The organism is Streptococcus oralis ATCC 49296, assembly GCF_000185265.1.
GTDB classification, from domain to species: domain Bacteria; phylum Bacillota; class Bacilli; order Lactobacillales; family Streptococcaceae; genus Streptococcus; species Streptococcus oralis_BC.
In genome coordinates, this window is sequence record NZ_GL622183.1 from 1,583,616 (window position 1) to 1,599,812 (window position 16,197).

Consider the following 16,197-nt stretch of genomic DNA (forward strand, 5'->3'; position numbering starts at 1 on the left):
CAAAAACAATCCTGCAAGAATTCTTGCAGGATTTTCTTTTATATCAAACCTTCTAGAAGGCCTTTCATAAAGTTCTCAGAATTGAACTCACCGATATCATCGATTTTTTCACCGAAACCAATCAATTTTACAGGGATATTAAGTTCTTCGCGGATAGCCAGAACAACACCACCTCGGGCAGTTCCATCAATTTTTGTCAAAACAATTCCTGTCAATGGAGTTATCTTAGAAAATTCCTTAGCTTGTACCAAGGCATTCTGTCCAGTTGAAGCATCAAGGGCAAGGAAGGTTTCATGAGGTGCCTCTGGAACGACACGTTTGATAATACGACCAATCTTTTCCAACTCGGCCATAAGGTTATCCTTGTTTTGCAGACGACCTGCTGTATCAATCATGAGAATATCAATTCCTTCTGCTACAGCACGTTCCATCCCATCAAAGACCACACTTGCTGGATCAGCTTTTTCAGGGCCCGTCACAACAGGAACATCAACACGACGGCCCCATTCAGCTAGCTGGGCCACAGCTCCCGCACGGAAGGTATCTGCCGCAACCAACATGACTTTCTTGCCAGCTTGTTTGTAGCGATGAGCTAATTTCCCAATAGAAGTTGTTTTCCCAACACCATTCACTCCAACAAAGAGCATGACTGTCAAGCCATCTTGGAAATGGATTTGTTCATCGTAGTTGCCATCCTTTTCGTAGAGCTCGACCAATTTCTCGATAATGACACGACGGAGCGCATCAGGCTTCTTAGCATTTTCGAGTTTGGCTTCATAACGTAGTTCTTCTGTTAAGTTTGAAGCGACTTGCACACCAACGTCGCTCAAGATGAGCAGTTCTTCCAATTCTTCGAAGAATTCTTCATCGACAGAACGGAAGTTGGCAAAAAAAGCATTCAAACGAGCTCCGAATCCCGTACGGGTTTTCTTTAGACTGCGGTCATATTTTTCCTGCACGGTTTCTTCAACCTGAGGAAGTTCTTCTTCTACTACTTCTGACGCTAGTTCTTCCTCAGTTTCTTGGCTCTCTTCTTCTAAAACTTCTTCAGGCTCTTGGCCTTGCTCTGTCTCATCAACCTCTTCTTGAACCGTTTCCTCAACTGTTTCTGGTTCAATCACTCCTTCTGTCAAGACCTGAGGAAGTTCTTCTTGAGCAAGAGTTGCTTCCACTTTGTCCCTTCCTGCCTCTTCCTGATTTGGTTCTTCGATAGCCGTTTGGTTTTCTTCAACCTCTTCTGACAAATCAAGATTTTCCAGTGCTTCTTTTACAATATCTTCGATTTTCGGCTCTTCTTTTTTTCCGAATAGACGGTCAAATAATCCCATATTCTAGTTCTCCTTTAGCACGTATTCTTCGATAGCCCAGGCAACGGCTTCCTCGTCGTTGGTCATGGGGGTAATCACATTGGCAACTTCCTTAACCGCTGGAACTGCATTTTGCATGGCAACTCCCAGACCTGCCCACTCAATCATAGAAAGGTCATTGGCCTCGTCCCCACAAGCCATGACTTGACTTTGGTCGATTCCTAAGTGTTTAATTAATTTCGCTAAACCTGTTGCCTTGTGGACATTTTTCGGTGACCATTCCAATAAGAGTTCACGCGATTTGAAGATTTCATATTGGTCAAACAATTCTGGAGAAATCTGTTGAATCGCTGCATCCAAAGGTTCTTGGGCAAAGGCAGTCACACATTTATTATACGTCATCTGACTAGATAGATCTTCAAAAGCGACAGGTACGAAAGTCAGGGCTGGGTTGAACTTCGCATAGAGACTTTCTTGGTCAGACTGGATTTGATAGACAGTTCCTTCTGAAATAGCATCTAATGGTAATCCGAGTTTTTCAGTTTCCTCGTACAAGCGTGCCACATCGTCGATTGAAAAGACTGTTTTATCGAGAATCTCCCCTGTATTTTTCTGTACTAGACCACCATTAAAGGTGATGGTGTACTCATCCTCCTGACCGTCAGTCCCTAGCTCATGGAGAAAGAAATCCATAGCTTTCAGAGGACGCCCCGTTGTCAGAACGACCTTGATGCCACGGTCACGCGCAGCTTTGAGGACCTCCTTGGTACGATCTGTCAGTTTTTTATCCGTTGTCAGCAAGGTGCCATCCAAATCAAGTGCAATCAATTTAATATCTGCCATTACAAGCCCTCCATATAAGCCATCACTGACTGGTCCTTATGGTAGCCAATCACTGTCTCAGCTAATTCTAAAATCTCTGGTCGCGCGTTTTCAGGAGCGATTGGGTGCCCAACAACCTGCATCATGTGAAGGTCATTGAGATTATCGCCAAAAGCCATGACCTGATCCATGGTAAGTCCCAGTTTTTTGGCTAGCTCAACAATAGCCACACCCTTATCAACGTAGTCCAAGACAATATCGATGGATTCAAAACCTGTTGTCATGGCTTTCACACCAGGAACATTTTCGTTGACCCAGGCTTCACCAGCTTCTATCGTATCTTCTGTGAAGTTCGTAGTGAATTTAAAAATCTCATCTGTGATATCTTCTAAACTCGCTACTTTTTGAATATTCTCATTGTAGTGACGACTAATCATGAGATAAGTCTCATCCACTGTATCCAATACATAACAAGCTTTTTTCCCTGTCAGAAGCATTTTTCTTTCATCAAAATAGGGTGATTGCTTTAAAGCATCAAAAGTGCTCAAGTAAAAGTCCCGAGACATGGTAGCCTCGTACATATTTTCCCCATGAAACTCAACATAACTCCCATTTTCAGCTATAAAAATCACTTCGTCACGCACATCCGCAAATAGCTTTTTCAGGGACAAGATACCGCGACCCGAGGCCACTGCAAAATAAATTCCCTTTTCCTTGTAGGAAACAAGCAAGTTTTTGAGGCGTTCCATATCAAACCGACCCTCTCCGTCTAGAAAGGTTCCATCCATATCGGTTGCTACAAGTTTAATCATAAAATCCTTCATACTCCAATTGATAAATCTATCTCCTATTATACCATAGATAAGTTTAAAAAGGTCCAGTACAGTAGGATAGCACTACTTTTTCGGAGAAACTTCAAAAGGCTTAAAAATTAGAATCGTAGAACTTTTTTCAGATAGTTTAAAAAGTTTGTATTCCCCTACTCTTTTCTCTATAATGAAAAGAAAGGAGATGACTATGACAGAAATAAAACATGAAATTGATGCAAACTTTGCAGGACGACTCAATATTTTAAGAGCGGGCGTTCTCGGTGCCAATGATGGAATTATTTCCATTGCTGGAGTGGTTATCGGGGTTGCTAGTGCGACAAGCAATATCTGGATTATCTTTTTATCTGGACTAGCCGCTATCCTCGCTGGAGCTTTTTCTATGGCAGGTGGCGAATATGTCTCTGTATCCACTCAGAAAGACACGGAAGAAGCCGCTGTTGCTAGAGAGCAATTACTCTTGGATAAAGACATCGAATCTGCAAAACAATCCCTCTATGCTGCTTACCTTCAGAATGGTGAGTGTGAAACGTCAGCTCAACTCTTGACCAACAAGGCCTTTTTAAAAAATCCACTCAAAGCCTTAGTTGAGGAAAAATACGGTATCGAGTACGAAGAGTTTACCAACCCTTGGCATGCTGCGATCTCTAGCTTTATCGCCTTTGTACTGGGAAGTCTTCCTCCTATGCTTTCGATCACCGTCTTTCCAAGCGACTATCGCATTCCTGCTACTGTTCTTATCGTAGCCCTTTCCCTTCTTATTACCGGCTATACCAGTGCTAAACTAGGCAAAGCTCCTACGAAAACTGCTATGATCCGTAACCTCTGTATCGGACTTCTCACCATGTGCGTAACCTTCCTCTTGGGACAACTCTTTAGTATCTAAGATAAAAGAAATACCTCGATGAATTTCGAGGTATCTTTTTTACATTTGTACAATCTTGCGATAGCTTCTTGAAGTAATCATAAAGATCAAAACATAGACGATGAGGAAGATAGCACAGATGGACAATGTAACGGTCAACATCATGGTCGCATCCAGCACGCCAATGACTTTTAGGATGAGGCTAAGCATATGATAGGCAAAAGCAAGGTGTAGGAAGGCAAAGAGCAATGGAAGGAAGAAAACAGTTAGAACCTGTTTGTTAATCGTTTGCTTGATTTGCTTTTGATCGAGTCCAACCTTTTGCAAAATGATGAAACGTTCACGGTCTTCATAGCCTTCAGAAATTTGTTTGTAGTAAATAACCAGAACAGTTCCCACCATAAAGATGATAGAGAGGAAGATACCGATGAAGAAGACACCTCCATAGAGGGCACTTATTTGCGCACTGCTATCAGCCAGATTGCTTCCAAATACATAGCTTCCCTCTTTGTTTAAGTCTCTATTGAAGTTACCAAGGTATTCTGTAAAGTCGTCAGCGAGTTTGAGCTGTTCTTCCTCACTAGCTGTTACATTCATACCACCATAAAGTTGATCAAAGATTGAAGAATCCGGATATTGATCAATAAAGGCTTGCAGATTAGGGACAACAAGATAATTGTAGTCCGATGTGAGAATGTTATATTGATTTGGCACATGTTCCAGAATAAAATCATTTTTAATTTCTTCTTTAACTGTGTAGGTCTGGTCATTTAGAGTGAGTTCTTTCTGTCCTTCAAGCACCTTATTCTTGGTAAACAAGCCGACTTCATTGCCTGAAAGGGAGAGTTTTTGACCAGTCATGTTTTCATAGTCTTTTTGGTCAAAGACCATAAAAATGGTTTTCGGCTGAACGAAGTTATTCCCCTTTGTAAAGATTCGGAGCTTGGTTCCATCTTGGCTCTCAATGCCAAAACTGCTATGACGAAAGACTTCTTTTTTGGTGACAGTTAATCCCTTATCGCTAGCATATTGACTCAAAAGTTTATCTAAATCTTCTTTATCAACATTTCGTCCTGTAATTCCAAAATCATGTGGATTCATGAATTTCTTGAACGTTTCAGAAGCTGAGAAGATACTGGTTGCTGCTGACATGGTTACCAAGACCATGGTTGAAAGGATAGCAATCGTTGCCAGACCAACCGCATTTTTCTTCATTCGAAAGATAAGATTGGATACGGAAATCATGTTGTTAGGTTGGTAATAGTAACGCTTGTTTTTCTTCAAGATTTGTAGAAATACTGTAATCCCTGCATTAAACAAGAGATAGGTGCCAAAGATTACCAACAAGACTGCCACAAAGAAAATCAGAACAGCATTAAGTGGATTTTCAACTGTAACTGCTAGGTAGTAGCCAGCTCCCATACTAATCAAACCTAGTATAGTTTGAAGACTTAAGAAACGTCCTTTTTTCTCACCACTGGCCTTCTCACGAGAGAGCTGTAGGGCATTCATGCGTGCAATACGAAAGGCATTGATAAAAACCAAACCTAGGAAAATAGCTCCAAAAATAAGGGTAACTAGGATAAAGACGCTTGGTTGGAAGGTTGCTACGAGCTCCACCTTCATATTCATTAGTTTTAGAAGTAGAGCAAAGATTAGCTTATCAAAGAGAGCTCCTAGGCCAAGTCCAGCTGTCAAGGTTAGGGAGCCAAAAATAAGAAGCTCCTTAAAGACCATGCTAATCAAATGGCGTTTTTCTAATCCTAGCATGCCATAAATCCCTAGTTCTTTGGAACGGTTTTTCATGACGAAACTATTGGCATAAAAGACGATAATAGCCGAGGCAATAGTGACAATCACCATACCAAGACCAAGCGTCACGGAGATAGTCTCTCCCCCTCGAATCTTGCCAATATTGGGGTTAAGTGTCAATGAATAAAAGAGATAAGTGATGGTCACAGCTAGGAGAACAGCTAAAGCAAAGGGATAGTAGAGTTTGCGGTTTTTGATTAAGTTCGATACCGCTAACTTATTGGTCAATCGAAACATACTAATTCACCTCGCTCGCCATGACTGTCAAGGTATCAGAGATTTCCTGGAACATTTGACGTTCTGTCTTGTCTCCACGGTAGATTTGGTTATAGAGGATTCCGTCCTTGATAAAGAGAACGCGCTTGGCTCTGCTGGCTGCCGCTGTTGAGTGGGTCACCATGAGAATGGTTTGGCCTCGCTCATTGATTTCATCAAAAACATCTAGAAGAGCTGCAGATGACTTGGAGTCAAGTGCCCCAGTCGGCTCATCCGCAAGGAGAATTTCAGGTTCTGTGATGATGGCGCGTGCTACTGCTACCCGCTGTTTTTGACCACCTGAAATCTCGTAAGGGTACTTCTCTTGCAATTGATTGATGCCTAAATTTTCAGCTGTTACCACCAATTTCTTCATCATCTCCGTAATGGGCTTTCTTGATAACACTAACGGAAGCAAGATATTGTCCTTAACAGAAAGCGTATCTAATAGATTGAAGTCTTGGAAGACAAATCCCAACTTCTCACGACGGAAACTCGAAGCCTGTGAATTTTTAATAGTGGCTGTGTCGGTTCCATTCAGGTAAACCTGCCCGCGAGTTGGTTTATCCAGCATAGCTAGGATGTTAAGCAGAGTTGATTTACCAGAACCAGACTCTCCCATGATGGCAACGTAGTCACCCTTTTCCACGGTAAAGTGAATGTCCTTGAGGGCTTCTACTTGGTTGCCTTGGAAACGTGTTTTGTAGATTTTTTGAACGTGTTTTACATCTAAAAGTGTCATTGTTATCTCCTTCTTAATATCCCATCAATTGAAACTGTGCTTGCATCATAGCGCATCCTAGTTGAACACGCTCGATATCTTTTTGACTTGGTTTTCTTCTTTTCTTTTGTAAGATTCTTTTCATGGTTTTGCTCCTTTGTTCTTTATGAGTCTAGTTTATCGCAAAAAAAGACGGCTTGCCATAACCTAACCTTACAAAAGAGACTTTAATCTTACATTTTTGTAAGATAGAAAAAAATTTAGAAATTTCACTAAAAGTATTGTACCATAAATGGGGAAACAAGAAGAAAACCCTTGAGGATGCAAGGGTTAAAATTCACTATTCAGTCTACATCAATCAGTAAGAAATGTAGCTACAATTTGATGATGTATTCTTTCAATTAATTATATTTCTATATAAGCAGAACAGTTTTCTTCTAAAGAAAAGTCTTCTTTTATCAACAAAGTTAAATCTTTTGAAGTAAAATTTTCTCTTTGATCTATTCGAACAGCTTGATTCATTATTAAATCTTCATAAAGATTTCGAACGAAACGACCGTTAGAAAAATTGGTAAGATTGCTTTCTAACTTATCATTAAAATAATTTAATAATATTTCTTTCAGCTTATCGTCTATCTGGTAGTCGTCTTTTCTTGCTAAAGTTTCAAGAATATCTAACAATTCCGTAGAAGAATAATTTTCAAAATTAATAAAATAATTAAAGCGAGATTTCAAACCAGGATTTGATTCAAAAAAATGATTCATTGGATCAGTATATCCTGCAACAATAACAATTAAATCATCTCTTGAATCCTCTAAAGCTTTTGTCAATTCTGTTAAACATTCTCGCCCATATGAATCCGTATTGTCATTTTCTGTAATACTATAAGCTTCATCTATGAATAAAACGCCACCTTTTGCTTTTTCAATGACACTTTTTACTTTTAAAGCTGTTTGACCTTGATAACCAGCGATTAAATCCGTTCTGGAGACTTCGGTAAAATGCCCCTTTGAAAGAAGGCCTAATTGATAATACATCCGACCTACAATTCTGGCCACTGTCGTCTTTCCAGTACCAGGATTCCCCATAAACGCCATATGTAAAGTTCTCTTTGGTACTTTTAGCCCAGACTCTTTTCTTTTGGACTGAACCTTTTGATATATAACTAACCTCGAAACTTCCTCTTTAACTTTTTGTAAACCAACTAATTGATTTAATTCCTTCATCAATTCATCCAAAGAAGAGTTGTTACGTTTTCCTAGCTCCTTCTCTAGTATTTCAAAAAGATAAGAGTAACCTAAATAACAAACTAAATTATCAGATAATTCTTTTAGCGTTTGACTTATCTTGCTTATTTTATTCTCTTTTTGAAATAAATATATAGATTTATATAGATCTGCTACTTTATTTGTGTCAGAATGATCAATTAGAATCTCATTCACTTTTGTGAGAAAAGTCGACTCGTTACCTAGTTGTCGATCCAATTTTTTGGCGCTCTCAATTAGCTTGTCACGAGATACAGTCATAATTACCTCAAAAACATAAATAGTAAAGTGATTATCAACATTCCGATAGATACTCCAGATATGATAAAAACAGTTAAAAGTCGACTAGAAATAAGTTTAATTTGTTCTTTACTTTCTTTCAATTCTTTTCTGAGTTCTTCAATTTCAGAAGTATGCGAGACAGGCTCCAAAGGAAGCGCGTTTACTGTATCCTCTAAGCTTACAATTCTATCGTCTAATTTTGAAAGTCGCTCCTCATGTTCCTCAATGGCTTCTTTATGATTGTTTTCATTGAATTTTTCTTTAAATTGCTTTAGTACTTGGAGTGTAGATGCTTGCTTCTCAATTGTTTTATCAATACGAGCTTGTTCTTTCTGAATTTTCTTATTGGTATGTTCATTTGCCGCCACTGTAGTAACAATCGCTTGAATATAACCTTTATCTAGACCCTCTAAAGCTTTATAAACTTGACCAAATTCTTCAATAAATGTTTGTTGATTATCATAAAATTTTGAAATGTAATTTTGAATTTGTTCAACTAACGTATTAAACTCGTTTCCTGTCACTCCATGTTCAGCAAACTCAAAACCGAAGAAATCATCGTGAGTTCTAACTTTATCAAAATACAGTTCATCTTGACTTTGTTCAGCAAACTCTTTCAGATGCTCTTTCGCTTCATCGAAATCATGTTTGCTAATGTTTATTTCAAATTTTTCCTGTTCTTGCTCAATTACTTCTTGTTCCATATTTATCTCCCTAATCTAATAATTCTTGTAATAAACTATCAATCTCATCAAAGTCACTTTTATCGTCTCTTGTAGATTCTTCAAAAATATCTGATAGCTTTTCTTTCATCATGGTCGCAGCCATATCATGTCTTTCCTTAATAATATTAACAATAGAATCTTTTTCGACTTGTAGTTTTGTGCTCTTTACATCTAATAATTGATCTTGAATTACTAACATTTCATTATTTTGATCAATTTTTTTAGAACTGAGTTCAGAAATCTGTTTATTGACAATTTGCTGATCAATCATTTTTAATACAAAAGCGCCAATAATTCCAGATAAGGTCGCTCCCATAAATGTTCCAATAACACTACCAATTGTACCCAAAAGTGGTATAGAGATAGCCAAAACTGGAAAACTTGCTGTTAGTGATGCTCCTAATTCTTCTCCCACTACAATAGCACCTGTAGCCGTTAAACCTGCAACAACAATTTTACCGATCTCTAGCATCATTATCTGAACACTTTTTTCTTTGTTCTCTGGATTATTTAGATAATCAATCGCTTCTTTTAATGACTTCCAACCTTGGTGTATAAATGTCCATGCTTTTAGAAAAGTGTTAATTACAGGTCCAACTATCGCAGAAGCAATCATAGTAACCACTGATTTCCCAACGTTTAATAAGTGATTTGATAAGTTGTTTACAAATGAAATGATGGCCTCTTTTACCTTTTCAATAAAAGTTGATAAGTTTCTCTCTGTGTCTTTAAGCCAAGAGATAAATTTTGAAATTAACTCTCGCAAAAATTCTGATAGTAACTGTAAAAGCGCTGCTTTCAGAGCTTTTCCGGAAACTTTTAACGCCTCGTCACGTCTTGATTTTTTACCAGATTTTATAGCTCGCTTCTCAGCTTCGTCTCTTACTCGGTCGTATTCAGCGCGTGCCTCTTTATCTTTCTCTCTTAACTGTTTCTCTTCTTTTGAACTAATATTATGGACTTCTTTAGCATATTGCCCTTTAGAATTTGGATTATCAAATAATTCAGTTGTTGATTGATCACCTTTAGCTTGATTAATATCACTCCTAATTTCGTTAAGGTTAACTTTACTATTTGCAAAAGCAATCTGCTCTTCCTTTGTCAAAAAAGCATTTGCCTTTGGATCACGTATAATCTCTCCTGCAGAAACTGTATGATCCATCTGAGTTCCTTTTTCTTTTGAACCTGTTGGTCGTCCTGCGTCAAATGGTTTTCTCGCATCTTTGGTTAAAGTATTTACAATTTTTCCTGAACGAGTTGAGTGTGTTTTAATATTTCCTAAGTCATCTTTAACAAAATTATTTTGCCAAGTATCGTATCTTTCTTGATAATCAACGTCTCTATTATGAGTTGCTAGTTTTCCTTTTTCAAAATTTTCAGCAGTTTGTATATGTGCATCTTTTCGTAAATCTAGAGTTTGACCATTGTTATCTTTAATAAACTCTTCACCTATTTGGGCAGCAAGTTGAAGTTGTACTTGTTCCCAAACTATATTTTCAATAGATTCTTGAAGGTATTCATTATTTTGTAATTTTTCTCTATCTATATCAAGTTGCTCTATGTGTTCAACAACATCCTTAAGGTTATTTTCTAAAGAATTTTCTATTTCAAGTAACTGTTCATAGTCAAAGTCAATTTCAGAACTTTGTAATTCAAACGTTTTATTTTCGTTAGCCATATTAATCTCTCTAAATTATTGTATTCATTGATTTATTATAACATTTCAGGATTTGATTTGACAAGTTTAAAAAACTTCGTCCTATTGGACGAAGTTCATACTTCTACTATTATCACCAAAACCAGCCATCATTGTCTTCAATGGCTTGGGCTTCCTTGCGTTTACGTGGTCCTGTTCCGTACATTTCGGCTTCGATTTCTTCCTTAGTTGGCAGGATAGAGGCAAGGATGATGTAGATTATCACACCAATTCCAAAATTTGCCACGGTAAAAATGGCGAAGAGAAAGCGGACTAGGGTTACATCAAAATTCCACTTGTCTGATAGACCAGCTAAAACTCCTGACACCATACGATTTCGTCTCATTTTATAAAATTTTGTATTCATGATTGTTTCCTCTTTCGGTATTCTTACAAGTAGTATAGCATGAATCAGAACTATCATCATCAGTCCTTAGGCCGATTTATGATGACGAGTTTACCCCGACAAACTCCACAGCGATAGCGTTTGGTATCAATCCTTCTCTTACGCTGATAACTTTGCTGGCAGGATTGGCACTGATAGACTAGGTAGGGAATTTGAGTTTGTGTTTTCAAAGGTGGTACAAAGCGCAGTCCATCCACTTCTTTCAATAGTTCCTTAAATTCTCGGTCCCTATGTCGATAACCCTTTTTCTGAAAATAAAGGTGATAGTGACAGAGTTCATGGCGCACAATTTTCCGAAAAACCTCCAAACCTAGTTCCTGATAAACCTTGGGATTAAAATCCAAATGCCCATCCTTGGGGAAAAATCGTCCACCTGTCGTTCGCAGACGAGAATTCCACTGGGCTTGGTGCGTGAAAGGTCTACCAAAGTCTTCTAGGGAAACAGACTGAACGTACTCAGTCAGTTTCATCTGGAGCTAGGAGCGACAGATTAACTTTTTCACGTTCCGTATCGATTTTCTTGACCCAAACCGTTACCAAATCTCCGACTGACACCACTTGGCTGGGATGTTTGATAAATTTGCGACTCATATGGGAAATATGAATCAAGCCGTCCTCGTGAATCCCGATATCAACGAAGGCACCGAAATCAACGACGTTCCGTACCACACCTTCCAGCTTCTGGCCGATTTTTAAGTCTTTAATATCCAAGACATCTTGACGAAGCACAGGTGCATCAAAAGAGTCACGGAAATCACGACCTGGTTTGAGAAGGTCAGCAATGATATCTTTAAGGGTTTCTGGACCGAGGTCTAGTTCTTGCGCCATTTCCTTGACAGAAAGGGATTTAAGCTTATTTTGTGCTTCTTCGTTTAGGTCTTTAATATCTAAACGTTTGAAGAGCTCCTTGACTGCAGCGTAGTTTTCTGGGTGAACTCCTGTATTATCGAGGATATTGCTACTTTCAGGGATACGAAGGAAACCTGCAGCTTGCTCAAAGGCTTTAGCACCCAGACGGGGAACCTTCTTGATTTGAGCGCGTGAAGTAATTTTTCCTTCTTCCTCACGGTATTTGACGATATTTTCAGAAATGGTTTTATTGAGTCCAGCTACATGGGAAAGAAGTGCTGGGCTGGCTGTATTGACATTGACACCGACTTGGTTAACCACGGTATCCACGACAAAGTCCAGACTTTCAGACAGTTTCTTCTGACTGACATCGTGCTGGTATTGACCAACACCGATTGACTTGGGATCAATTTTGACCAATTCAGCGAGGGGATCTTGCAAACGTCGAGCGATAGAGATAGCAGAGCGTTTTTCAACAGTTAATTCTGGAAACTCCTGACGAGCAAGTTCGCTGGCAGAGTATACAGAAGCGCCACTTTCATTGACGATAACATAGCTGACCTCAGGAAAATCTTTCAGAACTTTCGCCACAAAGGCTTCGCTTTCCCGGCTGGCCGTTCCATTTCCGATAGCAATAATTTCGACACTATACTGACCAATCAAGTCTGCCAAGTCTCGCTTGGCTTCTTCGATCTGACGAGCTGATGCTGGTTTGACAGGATAAATGACCTGAGTCGTCAGCATTTTCCCCGTCGCATCAACGACAGCTAGCTTGGCACCTGTACGAAAGGCGGGGTCAAAACCTAGAACCACGCGCCCTTTCAGCGGAGCAACCAAGAGAAGATTGCGCAGGTTATCAGAAAAGAGTTGGATAGCCCCTTCTTCCGCTTTCTCAGTTAATTCTGTCCGAATGCGTCGCTCGATAGCAGGCAAGACCTTTTTCTTAACTGACTGTTGAACAACTTCATCAATATAAGCATTTTTAACTTTGAAACGAGCAGCGAAGAAAGTTAAAATACGGTCCGTCGCATGTTCAAAACCAACCTTCAAAATACCTAATTTTTCCCCACGGTTGAGCGCCAAGGTACGATAACCTTGCATGTTGCCAACTGTCTCTGAAAAATCATAATAAATCTGAAAAACTTGTTTTTCATCGAGACTTTCATCTTTAACTTGCGAAGTGATTTTAGAGTGTCTCAGCACTTCCTGATAGGTCATAGCACGTAGATTGACATCTTCAGATAGGGCTTCTACCAAGATATCAACTGCACCAGCCAAAGCTTCTTGACCAGTCGCAAATCCTTCACAGACAAAGTTCTCAGCTTCTTTCTCTAAGCCATCTACATTTTGCAAGATCAAGCGAGCAAGAGGAAAGAGTCCAGCTTCACGGGCAATAGTTGCCTTGGTTCGACGTTTTTCCTTATAAGGAAGATAGAGTTCTTCAACGTCTGCTAATTTTTCAGCTGCCAAAATAGCTTCTTCCAATTCCTTGGTTAGTTTGCCTTGTTCTTGAATCTTAGCCAAGACAGCTTCTTTACGGTCGTTGAGATTTGTCAGACTTTTATCCAAGTCGATAATGGCCTTAATCGCCACCTCATCCAGACTACCAGTCATGTCCTTTCGATAACGCGCGATGAAGGGAATTGTCGCCCCCTCAGCCGTCAAACTTAGAACGGTATCGATTTGCTTTAAGGTTACACCCAAATCTTGGGAAATTTTTTCGTATTTTTTATCCATGAATCTATTATACCATAAGGAACAGCTCTTGTTTTGCCTTACCTGTTTTTGCATCTTTGATTATCAAAATAATCCCTTTTCCACAAAATAATAGTATAATAGAGGTAGAATGTAGAAAAGAGGTAGGCCTATGGCTGTTAAATTTACAAAAACGGATGACTTGGACAAGATGTTTGAAGAATTCGCCAAACTTCCTGACTTAACACAAGTCACTTTCCCAGATGACAAAAACAAAAAAGAAAAAGTTGAGAAGAAAAAATAGATGACGATTTTCCAATCTCTTCCTCCTAGTGTATTACAAGCGGGGGCTATTTTTCTCTCCATCATGATTGAAGCCCTTCCTTTTGTCTTGATTGGGAGTCTCATTTCGGGATTGATTGAGGTCTATATCACACCTGATAAAGTTTATGAGTTTCTTCCTCGCAATCGTTGGGGGAGGATCTTTTTTGGTACCTTCATCGGCTTTCTCTTTCCATCCTGCGAGTGTGGTATCGTTCCGATTATCAATCGTTTTCTGGAAAAGAAAGTGCCCAGCTACACGGCCGTTCCCTTTCTGGTGACTGCTCCCATCATCAATCCTATCGTTCTTTTCGCCACTTATTCTGCCTTTGGCAATTCATTAAAATTTGCCTTCTTGCGAGCTCTGGGAGCCATTGTGATTGCTTTGGTGCTTGGGATTTTCTTAGGATTTTTCTGGAAGGAACCCATTCAAAAAGAGAATCCTATCACTTGTCATGAACATGACTTTTCACACTTAAGTCCCGCTAGAAAAGTATTTCAGGTCTTTATACAAGCTATTGATGAGTTTTTCGATATGGGGCGTTACCTTGTCTTTGGCTGTCTCTTTGCGGCTATCGTGCAGGTCTATGTCCCGACTCGGATCTTGACCTCTATCAGCGCAAGTCCAGTCCTTGCGATTCTCTTGCTCATGTTTCTTGCCTTTCTCCTCTCTCTTTGTAGCGAGGCGGACGCCTTTATCGGAGCTTCTCTCCTCTCGAGCTTCGGCCTAGCGCCAGTCCTTGCTTTTCTGGTCATTGGTCCCATGCTTGATATCAAAAATCTCCTCATGATGAAACACTATCTAAAAGCACGCTTCATCTGGCAATTCATGAGCATCGTGACAGTGCTTGTCTTGCTTTATTCTTACATGTTGGGGGTGATGCTATGATCCGATTTATCATTCTACTAGGTTATTTTGCTCTGACCCTTTATCTGCAGCTATCTGGCAAGCTCAGTCACTACATCAACCTCCACTATTCCTATCTAGTCTATATCTCCATGATCCTTTCCCTTCTGTTGGCTCTGGTCCAATTCTACATCTGGATTAAGAAAATCAACTCTCACAGCCATATGGAAAGTCGTCGAGCTAGACAAATCAGCATCCTGTTACTGTCACTACCTCTCTTGATTGGAGTTGCCTTTCCGACAGTAAGTTTGGACTCGAGAACCGTATCTGCCAAAGGCTATCATTTCCCACTTGCTGAGGGAAACAACACAGCCATTCAGGCAAGCGAAGGAACATCCAGTCAATACCTCAAACCCGATACCAGTACCTATTTTTCCAAGTCTGCTTATGAAAAGGAAATGAGGACTACAGCTGACAAATACATCTCCCAGCCAGCCATTCAAGTCACTGATGAAAACTATATGGAGTTCATGGAAGTTCTCTATGACTACCCTCAAGAGTTTGAAGGAAAGAAAATCGAGTTTACAGGCTTTGTTTATAACGATCCTAGCCATCCAGATAGCCAGTTCCTCTTCCGCTTTGGGATTATCCACTGTATCGCAGACTCTGGTGTATATGGACTCTTGACCAAGGGGAACTCACGCCAGTATCCTGACAATACTTGGATTACCGCTAAAGGAACCCTGACCCTCCACTACCATAAAGAACTCAAACAAAAACTCCCAACATTAGAGGTTGAGAGTTTCACAAAAGTAGACAAACCAGAAAATCCTTATGTCTATCGCGTGTTTTAATAAAAAGTAGCCTTTGCAGGCTACTTTTTATTATTTAGCAATTTTCTAACCTCTTGAGCACCAATCTGATCGCCTGCCTTTTCAAAAAGAGCGATAGCTTGTAAAAAATTTTTATGTGATTCTTCAGGATTTTGTATCGAACCAATCTCTCCTAAACCTCTATAGGCACAAGCTTGGGCAATTAAATCATCTGTTTGCAAAGCTTGTTTTAAGGACTGTTTCATATACATGAATGCTTCTGCTACTTTCCCTAGCTTTAATCGTAAATAACCTTGCTCATAATTGTTAACAGAAGATTTGAGGGTATCCTCTGTAAAAGCTTCTTCAATGACTTTTTGCTCTCTTTCGATATAGAAAAGGGCCGTTTGAAATTCATTCATTTCACGATAAACCATGGCTAACTGATGATAGCCTATATGTTCATTTTCTGGGTCACTTTTAGTTCGTGCTAAGTCAATGTAACGCTGATAGATACTTAAGCACTCGTTGTATTTTTGCTCTTCAAGATAAATATACCCCATCAAATTTAACAAACTAAAATCCGTGCAAGTTTCCAATGAAAAATCAGCTTCAACTAATTTTTTAGCCTCTTCAATCTTGCCCTCAAACAATAAATCCCATGCTTGATTCATACATATCCTCCTGCT

General features: G+C 39.4%; 16 protein-coding genes. 4 read left to right on the top strand and 12 right to left on the bottom strand.

Annotated elements, in window-relative coordinates; translation table 11 throughout:
- Positions 1 to 38: 38 nt before the first annotated feature.
- From ftsY to HMPREF8578_RS09880, 3 genes are read right to left on the bottom strand one after another with little or no spacing between them, the layout of a single operon-like run.
- Entirely contained in the window at positions 39 to 1,328 is a 1,290-nt protein-coding gene (gene ftsY / locus HMPREF8578_RS09870) for a signal recognition particle-docking protein FtsY (RefSeq protein ID WP_000522276.1), read from the bottom strand.
- 3 nt (positions 1,329 to 1,331) lie between these two features.
- A complete protein-coding gene (locus HMPREF8578_RS09875; protein WP_000763424.1) occupies positions 1,332 to 2,150 on the bottom strand; it encodes a Cof-type HAD-IIB family hydrolase in 819 nt (272 codons plus the stop codon).
- Positions 2,150 to 2,941 (bottom strand): Cof-type HAD-IIB family hydrolase, encoded by a 792-nt coding sequence (locus tag HMPREF8578_RS09880; RefSeq protein ID WP_025168841.1) that lies wholly within the window; start codon positions 2,939 to 2,941, stop codon positions 2,150 to 2,152. Before HMPREF8578_RS09880 ends, HMPREF8578_RS09875 begins: the two co-directional genes overlap by 1 nt.
- Positions 2,942 to 3,146: 205 nt before the next feature.
- Here HMPREF8578_RS09880 and HMPREF8578_RS09885 point away from each other — a divergent pair, with 205 nt between their 5' ends.
- The gene (locus tag HMPREF8578_RS09885) at positions 3,147 to 3,842 is read left to right on the top strand and encodes a VIT1/CCC1 transporter family protein (RefSeq protein ID WP_000136038.1); all 696 of its coding nucleotides are present in this window, start codon (positions 3,147 to 3,149) and stop codon (positions 3,840 to 3,842) included.
- 39 nt (positions 3,843 to 3,881) lie between these two features.
- Here the strand turns inward: HMPREF8578_RS09885 and HMPREF8578_RS09890 are convergent, their stop codons facing one another.
- The 8 genes from HMPREF8578_RS09890 to HMPREF8578_RS09925 all read right to left on the bottom strand — a co-directional run bounded on the left by HMPREF8578_RS09890 (position 3,882) and on the right by HMPREF8578_RS09925 (position 13,570).
- Positions 3,882 to 5,870: an ABC transporter permease gene (locus HMPREF8578_RS09890; RefSeq protein ID WP_000489365.1), complete on the bottom strand. Its 1,989-nt coding sequence runs from the start codon at positions 5,868 to 5,870 to the stop codon at positions 3,882 to 3,884.
- Position 5,871: 1 nt separating this feature from the next.
- Entirely contained in the window at positions 5,872 to 6,630 is a 759-nt protein-coding gene (locus HMPREF8578_RS09895; protein ID WP_000173369.1) for an ABC transporter ATP-binding protein, read from the bottom strand.
- Between the two features lie 384 nt (positions 6,631 to 7,014).
- Entirely contained in the window at positions 7,015 to 8,136 is a 1,122-nt protein-coding gene (locus HMPREF8578_RS09900) for an AAA family ATPase (protein WP_000218782.1), read from the bottom strand.
- A gap of 2 nt (positions 8,137 to 8,138) precedes the next feature.
- Positions 8,139 to 8,861: a hypothetical protein gene (locus HMPREF8578_RS09905; protein WP_000434513.1), complete on the bottom strand. Its 723-nt coding sequence runs from the start codon at positions 8,859 to 8,861 to the stop codon at positions 8,139 to 8,141.
- A 10-nt stretch (positions 8,862 to 8,871) separates the two neighbouring features.
- Positions 8,872 to 10,560 carry an AI-2E family transporter gene (locus HMPREF8578_RS09910; RefSeq protein ID WP_001262755.1) on the bottom strand — a complete coding sequence of 563 codons (1,689 nt, stop codon included), beginning with the start codon at positions 10,558 to 10,560 and terminating at the stop codon, positions 8,872 to 8,874.
- 112 nt (positions 10,561 to 10,672) lie between these two features.
- Positions 10,673 to 10,945, bottom strand: a complete 273-nt coding sequence (locus HMPREF8578_RS09915) for a PspC domain-containing protein (RefSeq protein ID WP_001092797.1) — start codon at positions 10,943 to 10,945, stop codon at positions 10,673 to 10,675.
- 59 nt (positions 10,946 to 11,004) lie between these two features.
- A complete protein-coding gene (locus HMPREF8578_RS09920; RefSeq protein WP_000778616.1) occupies positions 11,005 to 11,454 on the bottom strand; it encodes a SprT family protein in 450 nt (149 codons plus the stop codon).
- A complete protein-coding gene (locus HMPREF8578_RS09925) occupies positions 11,441 to 13,570 on the bottom strand; it encodes a Tex family protein (RefSeq protein WP_000359122.1) in 2,130 nt (709 codons plus the stop codon). The genes HMPREF8578_RS09920 and HMPREF8578_RS09925 overlap by 14 nt, the downstream gene beginning before the upstream one ends.
- 130 nt (positions 13,571 to 13,700) lie before the next feature.
- On the opposite strand from HMPREF8578_RS09925, the gene HMPREF8578_RS12695 reads away from it, so the two are divergent.
- Genes HMPREF8578_RS12695 through HMPREF8578_RS09940 form a run of 3 tightly spaced genes read left to right on the top strand, consistent with a single transcriptional unit; the run spans position 13,701 to position 15,550 of the window.
- Entirely contained in the window at positions 13,701 to 13,832 is a 132-nt protein-coding gene (locus HMPREF8578_RS12695) for an SPJ_0845 family protein (RefSeq protein WP_000268697.1), read from the top strand.
- Positions 13,833 to 14,738, top strand: coding sequence for a permease (locus HMPREF8578_RS09935; protein WP_000151880.1), 906 nt, complete (start codon positions 13,833 to 13,835; stop codon positions 14,736 to 14,738).
- Complete coding sequence (locus HMPREF8578_RS09940) at positions 14,735 to 15,550, top strand: TIGR03943 family putative permease subunit (RefSeq protein ID WP_000617756.1); 816 nt, start codon at positions 14,735 to 14,737, stop codon at positions 15,548 to 15,550. Before HMPREF8578_RS09935 ends, HMPREF8578_RS09940 begins: the two co-directional genes overlap by 4 nt.
- A gap of 20 nt (positions 15,551 to 15,570) precedes the next feature.
- On the opposite strand, the gene HMPREF8578_RS09945 is transcribed toward HMPREF8578_RS09940, so the two are convergent.
- The gene (locus HMPREF8578_RS09945) at positions 15,571 to 16,182 is read right to left on the bottom strand and encodes a tetratricopeptide repeat protein (RefSeq protein ID WP_001070703.1); all 612 of its coding nucleotides are present in this window, start codon (positions 16,180 to 16,182) and stop codon (positions 15,571 to 15,573) included.
- Between the last annotated feature and the right edge of the window lie 15 nt (positions 16,183 to 16,197).